A 6,557-nucleotide genomic window follows, 5' to 3' on the forward strand; every position below is an offset into this window, starting at 1 on the left:
TCGACACGGTGGGGGTCACAGGTTCGAGCCCTGTACCGCGCACCATCGTTTACTTACTTCTGCGGAGCAGGCCCCGGCGCGTTGGCTTCGGGGTTGACGTAGGTGTAGGTGCCACCGTTTTCCTTGGCGATGATCATCAGCAAGGCCTCGCCGCGGCGGCCGCGGATTTCGTCGCCGAGGCCGAGGGTGTTGACTTTGATTTCTTTGCCGGTATTGAGTTGCTTAACGGCCTCCATCACTTTCGGATGAAACTGTCCATCCGTGAGCAGCCAGATTTCCGTGGGCTCATGGCCAAAAGCGCCTTCCAGCGCGGGGATTGGATCGGTGCCGCCTTGGGCATCGCGGGTGCTTAACCAGTCGGCCATACGGCCGATGTTGTCCGGTGAGGCGTCAAGCATCGCACTGGCGGGCATCGCGTCGGCTTCACGATTGAAAAAGTAAATGTAAAATTTACTCCCCTCTTCCATTTGTTGCAGCGTATTCATCAACGCCTTTTTGGCGACGGCCAAACGGTCGCCGCGCATGCTGCCTGATTTGTCGATGAGAAAAATATACCGGCCGTTGGAGGAGCCTTTGTCGACGTTGAATCCACCTTCGCCGAACACCACGCCGGCGATGTTGGTGGTGGCGCCGATGCCGGGGGCGGCGGAGGCGTGGGTGGCGGCATTGGCGTACACGGCCATTTCTTTGGCACGCGGTGTTTGATGTTCGTGCGAGGCCAGTTCCACGCGTGCGAGGCGCGGCAGGGCGTGGGTGGAATCCCAAGCCGGCTGCCACTGCGCATCAGCCCCGTGCGGGCGGAGATTGATGAGAAATTGCGTGACCTTCGGCAGCAACACCGTGCGGTGCATGCGCGTGAAGGAATTGGTGTCGGCCAAAACCGCTTCCTGTTTGAGGACCAATTGATGGCCGCCATCGGGTGCGGGCTCCACAATGAATTGCACGCGGCGCAACGGGGAGTTGCCCAGTGCACGGTTGCCCCAAAAACCGGGGGGCACGCGGGTGACCAATTCGAGCTGGCTGAAGCCTTCCGCCCCTTGCCCGGCAACAAATTGGCCCGGGCCACGCTGGCGATACCACGAGGTGCCGGCGAGGGCATCGGCCAGTGCGCGCAGAGCCATGCGTTCACGTTGGGTGTTGTCGGCAGCTTCCGCACCGGAGCGGGTGGCCGTGAGCAAAGAGCCAAATACGCCAAAGATCAGGGTCATCACCAGGGCCAATATGGCTACGGCGACGAGCACTTCCGGCAAAGTAAAGCCGGCTCTGGATGGATTGCGTGCCACGGGGACGATGGAAAAATTACCGTAAAACGCGAGTGCAGGCAAGCGGAGAAGGATTCAAAAAATCACACCTCCACCATTTCACCTGGCGCGGGTTGATGGATGATTAATTTCGGCAGGCGATCGCGCAGGGTTTGCTCCATCCAATCGCGGGCCTCGGGTTCGCCGTGGCCGAGGAGGACGGTTCGCGGGTTGAGGCGTACGGCGAATTCCACCAACTCCTCACGCTCGGCGTGGGCGGTGAGGTCGTAGCATTCCATTTCGCAATGGCGCGCTAATGTGCCGCCGCTGTCGCTGAAGTGAAACATTTCACCGCGAGCGGCGGCGCGGAGTCGGCCTGCGGGGGTGTCCGGCGCGGCGTAGCCGACGAAGTGAATGGCGTGATTTTCGACCGGTGCCATGCGCACCGCCAGTTCGTGGGCTGCCGTGTGCTCGCTCATCATACCGGCGGTGATGACGAAGAGCTGGCCGTCGAGTTTGATTTTGTTCAGATCCCGCCGCTCGAGTACGCGAAGATCCAGCGCCTCATGTAGATTTAAATCCGGCCGCCGATTGGGCGCGCGCCCGGAGACGAGGTCATAAATTTCCGTGAACACTCGACCGAGTCCGCCAATGTAAACGGGCTGCTTGCGCAGCTCGCCGCGTTGCATGGCCAGCGCGAGCATTCCCAAAACTTCCTGCGTGCGGCCGAGGGCAAATACCGGCACGAGCACGCCAGCGTTGCGCTCGAGCCCGGCGCGGATGGCGTCTAAAAAACGCTTCGCTTCTTCGTCACGCGTGAAGCCTTTGGGTGTTTCAGTGTTGCCGCGGGTGGTTTCCAAAATGAGCACATTCGCTTTCACGCCATCGAAATCCGCCTTGGGCGAAAGGGTTTGGTCGTGGAAACACACGTCGCCTGAATAAAACAAACTTTCCTTCCGGTGCGCCACGCGTATGCCCGCGGAGCCCAGCACGTGTCCGGCGTGGTGGAAGGACAGCGTGGGCGAATCCCCTTCGCTCGCGAACGCGCCCCACGGCTCCACGTGACCATATTTAAAGCCCTGGAACAAATAGGAGAACTCATCGATTTCCTCGTGGCTGTACAGCGGGTACTCCCAAATGCCCTGCTCCACGCGCTGGCGTTTCATCACGTTTACTGAATTGTGCAGCACGCGTTCCACGATGAAATAGCTCGGCTCCGTCATCAACACCCGCGCGCGGGGAAAGTGCCGGAGCGCAACGGGCAGCGAGCCGCAGTGATCGTGATGGCAATGGGAAAGCGCGATGGCCTCCACTTCGGCATCGGCCACCTGCGAATAACGGGGTAATCCTTCGGCACCTTCCATGCCCGGATGCGTGCCGGCATCAAGCAGGATGGTGTGGCCGCCAGTTTCCACAAGCCACGCGCTGGCCCCGATGGTGTCGGCGGGGTTGAGGTTGGTCACACGCACAACGGCAGCCTAATGTCGCAGGCGAAGGCACGCGAGCCATTTGCCTGCCTTGCTTCATCCCGCACACGCGGTTAGCCTGTGCGCGCATGCGATTGTTGGACCGCTATTTGCTGCGCGAATTATTCGTGCCGTTGTTTTACTGCCTGCTCGGCTTTCAGATTTTCTGGACTGCGTTTGATTTGTTCAGCCAGATGGATGTGTTTCAATCCGCCAACATGGATGCGGGCGACATGGCGCGTTATTATTTGCTGCAAACCCCCGAACTGCTAACGACCGTGCTGCCCATTGCGCTCTTGCTCGCGCTGCTGTACACGCTCACCAATCACGCGCGCCACAACGAGTTGGTCGCCATCCGCGCGGCCGGAGTGAGCTTGGCCCGGCTCAGTGTGCCTTACTTCGGGGTAGCATTAGTGCTGGGTGGCGGGCTATTTCTGGTGACTGAATTTATCGCCCCGCGGGCAACGGCCGAGGCGTCGCGTTTGGTCAAAGCCGCCGGGGATACTAATTCGGTGTGGCTGGCAAACCTCGATTTTCGGGACGATTCCAAACAGCAAGTTTGGCACATCAAACGCTACAACCCCGCCACCGGCGAGATGGAGCAGCCGGCGGTGGATTGGGTCGAGCGCGATGCGCGCTATGAACTGTTTGCCAGCCGCGCCGAATGGAAGAAAGGCACGTGGGTGTTTTATGATGCCCAATTGCAAATCTACCGGCCTCCCGCCAATGACCTGCCGCAGTTGCTGGTGACCAACGTATTAACCGGCCGGTTCATTGGCGGCTCGCCCGCGCAATTGCAGGCGGAAATCAGGGTGACTCAAATGGACAAAATCATGGCGGCCAAGCGCCTTCGCCTTTCGCTGGGCGAAATAATGGAATACCAAAAACTACATCCCGAAATGAAAACGGATCGCGCGGCGCTGTTAAAAACCCAATTTCACGGACGGTTGGCCCAGCCGTTCACGTGTCTGGTAGTGGTGTTTGTGGCGATCCCCTTTGGCGCGATGGGCGGACGGCGAAACGTGTATGCGGGGGTGGCGGGGAGTGTAGCCATTTGTTTTTTTTACTTCGTGCTGTTGCGGTGGGGACTGGCACTGGGCACGGCCGGTCACATCCCGGCGTTGCTTGCGGCGTGGCTGCCGAATCTCGTTTTTGCCGGGGTAGGAATAGTGTTGATGCGAAAGGTGCCATGAACTTGCTGCCGGAACAAATGACACGGTTGTACGACAGCGTGCGGGCAATTCATTCCACGCTGGAACCGGAGGCGGCATTGCGTTTGGTGGTGCGGGAGGCGGTGAGTTTGGTGCGGGCGTCGAGCGGTTCGTTGGTGCTGCTGAATCCAAATACCGGATTGCTGGAAACCGAGGCAGCCGAGGGTTTGCCGGAGCCGGATCCCAATACACGCCTGGAGGCCGGTGTCGCAGGTTGGGTCGTGCGCCACGGCAAATCGTTGCGCGTGGGGAATGCAGGAGGCGATGAGCGCTGTGCCGGCGGGCGGCCGGGCGTGCATAGTGAGTTGGCGGTTCCGTTGCGGATGGAAGGCTCGGTGCGATCGGTGCTGCGGGTAGATGCCACGGAGGTGGATGCGTTTTCTGAAACGGATCAGGCGCTGCTGGAGGAACTGGCGGTGCACGCCACGCAGGTGATTCATAACACGTGGCTTTATGAACAGCTGCGCCAACGGACGGAGTTGTTGGAATCACTGGTGAGCGTGGGGCAGACGATCAACCGCACGCTGATTCTCGATGATGTGCTGGAGGCGATCACGCGCGAAGCGGCGGGACTGGGCCGCGCGCGCGCGTGCTCGTTGCAGTTACTTGATGCCAGCGGCGAATGGCTGGAGGTGCGCGCGCAACACGGCGCGGGCAGCGATTACCAGCAACGTCCGGCGCTGAGCGTGGCAGAAAGCTTGATGGGCTCGGTGGTGCGCCGTCGCAAGCCGATGCAGGTGGGCGACCTGCAAAACTCCGCGCAATATCAGCACGCCGAAATCGCCCGGCGCGAAGGATTTATTTCACTGCTCAGTGTGCCATTGGTTTATTCGGAAGATTGCCTGGGCACGCTGAATGTTTATACGGACACGCCGCATGTTTTTTCAAATGAAGAAATGAGCACGCTGGCGGCACTGGCGGAACTCTCGGCGGTGGCGATTGAAAAGGCGCGGTTGTACGAACGCACGGTGGATGGCGAGGAACAACTCCGCCGCAACGAACAGCTCAGTGCGCTGGGATTATTGGCGGCGGAAGTGGCGCACGAAATTCGTAACCCGCTCACGGTGATGAAGATGTTGTACCACTCGCTGAATTTACAATTCCCTGAAGGTGATCCGCGTTGTGAGGATGCGCGGGTGTTGGGTGACAAGATGGATCACCTCGACCGCATCGTGGACAACATCGTGAACTTTGCCCGCAACGCCGAGCCGCGCATGGCGCCGGTACACGTGCCGACATTACTCGACGATCTTGCGTTACTCACGCGCCACAAACTTCAGCATCATTCCATCCAATTGGAACGCGATGATGCACCGGAGTTGCCGCCGGTGAAAGCGGATGCCACCCAACTTTCGCAGGCGTTCCTCAACGTGATTCTCAATGCCACCGAGGCGATGCCCGAGGGCGGCACATTGCGCATAGCCACCGCGCGCGAGGGCAACGAACTGCGCGTGGCCTTTGCCGATACTGGCCCGGGGATGACCGATGCCCAACGCGAACGCGCCTTCACCGGCATGCTCAGCACGACCAAAGAAAAAGGCGGCGGACTCGGCCTGGCCATTGTGGCAAAAGTGGCTGAAGCCCACGGTGGGCGGGTGGAATTGGAATCGGAGGAGGGGTGCGGCACAAAGATTACGCTATGTCTGGCGGGGGAATAAATCCAACGCTGACGATCCCGGCCGAACGCGGGTATGCCAATGCAATTTCGCGTGGAAGGGTTCATTGAAACGACGCATACCCACGTCGATTCAGTCGATTATGATAATTTGTGACCAACTTGCGGTTGCTCCTGTGCGGAGTGGCGATAAACTAATCGGCGTGATCGGTAGATATTTGAAAATGGGCGCGGCCATCATGACGGCAATGTGTGGGGTCGGCTGCGGGGATGCCGGGCCGGACACCGAGGCTGCACGCCAGCACGCCGCCATAATTGCCAAGCTCAAGGCGGTGGATCAGGGCATCGGGTCGACTGCGGATGTGGCGGATGCCTTAAAAAAATATGAGGCCGCAGCTTCGGAGATTCAGATATTCATCGAACAGTTTCCTAAGACGGACGAGGCGCGGGAATTGGCAAAAGTGCGGACGTGGCTGGAGGACGAGAAGGCCCGGTTGCAAATTATTCAGGAGGCGAACAAACCGGCGCCTATCCCATCGCCCGATTTATATAAATAAAACGCTGGCGATTCGAGTTGTCTTGCGCAAAACAGCGCGATACACTTTCCGTATGCAAATTTGGGAACACCGCCAATTGGACGTACCGGAAAAAGAGATGGAGAAAGTGCTCCAAAATTTCGGGGAAAACGGATGGGAGCTGGTGAGCGTCATTGACGAGACAATTGATCCCAGTCGACAAGCTGATCGCCGAATGTACCGGCTGTTTTTTAAACGAGCCGCAGGCGAGGGCATGGCGGATTAGTCAGCCGGCGAGCCGTCGGCGTTCCAGGAATGGAGCGGCACGGGGCTGCCATCCTCATCCCAGGCGCGCACAAAAACGCGCACTCCTTTGTCGTATTTTTCCTCCCATCGTATGGAGTCCTCCTCGTGAACGATGCTGCCGGTAAAAATTTTTCCATCGGCGTTTTCATGCCACAACCCGTCGTCCAACCGGACGATGGATGTGGGCTTAGACTGTATGGTTT

7 protein-coding genes are annotated in these 6,557 nt (G+C 59.2%); 4 read left to right on the top strand and 3 right to left on the bottom strand.

The genetic code is table 11. The annotated features are described in order from the left end of the window. Positions 1-53: 53 nt before the first annotated feature. Positions 54-1,325: a prepilin-type N-terminal cleavage/methylation domain-containing protein gene (locus H8E27_00155; GenBank protein ID MBC8324032.1), complete on the bottom strand. Its 1,272-nt coding sequence runs from the start codon at positions 1,323-1,325 to the stop codon at positions 54-56. Between the two features lie 20 nt (positions 1,326-1,345). Next, the gene (locus H8E27_00160) at positions 1,346-2,710 is read right to left on the bottom strand and encodes an MBL fold metallo-hydrolase (protein ID MBC8324033.1); all 1,365 of its coding nucleotides are present in this window, start codon (positions 2,708-2,710) and stop codon (positions 1,346-1,348) included. Positions 2,711-2,796: 86 nt separating this feature from the next. Between H8E27_00160 and H8E27_00165 the strand changes: the two genes are divergently transcribed. From H8E27_00165 to H8E27_00180, 4 genes are all read left to right on the top strand, one after another. Further along, positions 2,797-3,900, top strand: a complete 1,104-nt coding sequence (locus tag H8E27_00165; protein MBC8324034.1) for an LptF/LptG family permease — start codon at positions 2,797-2,799, stop codon at positions 3,898-3,900. After that, complete coding sequence (locus H8E27_00170; GenBank protein MBC8324035.1) at positions 3,897-5,576, top strand: GAF domain-containing protein; 1,680 nt, start codon at positions 3,897-3,899, stop codon at positions 5,574-5,576. Before H8E27_00165 ends, H8E27_00170 begins: the two co-directional genes overlap by 4 nt. 160 nt (positions 5,577-5,736) lie before the next feature. Beyond that, positions 5,737-6,090 carry a hypothetical protein gene (locus H8E27_00175; protein ID MBC8324036.1) on the top strand — a complete coding sequence of 118 codons (354 nt, stop codon included), beginning with the start codon at positions 5,737-5,739 and terminating at the stop codon, positions 6,088-6,090. 52 nt (positions 6,091-6,142) lie between these two features. Then, complete coding sequence (locus H8E27_00180; GenBank protein ID MBC8324037.1) at positions 6,143-6,334, top strand: DUF4177 domain-containing protein; 192 nt, start codon at positions 6,143-6,145, stop codon at positions 6,332-6,334. Here the strand turns inward: H8E27_00180 and H8E27_00185 are convergent. Continuing rightward, positions 6,331-6,557 (bottom strand): hypothetical protein (locus H8E27_00185; protein MBC8324038.1); only part of this gene is annotated, 227 nt, incomplete at its 5' end. The two genes, H8E27_00180 and H8E27_00185, sit on opposite strands and share 4 nt — an antisense overlap.

The sequence above is a fragment of the Limisphaerales bacterium genome (genome assembly GCA_014382585.1).
Classification (GTDB): domain Bacteria; phylum Verrucomicrobiota; class Verrucomicrobiia; order Limisphaerales; family UBA1100; genus JACNJL01.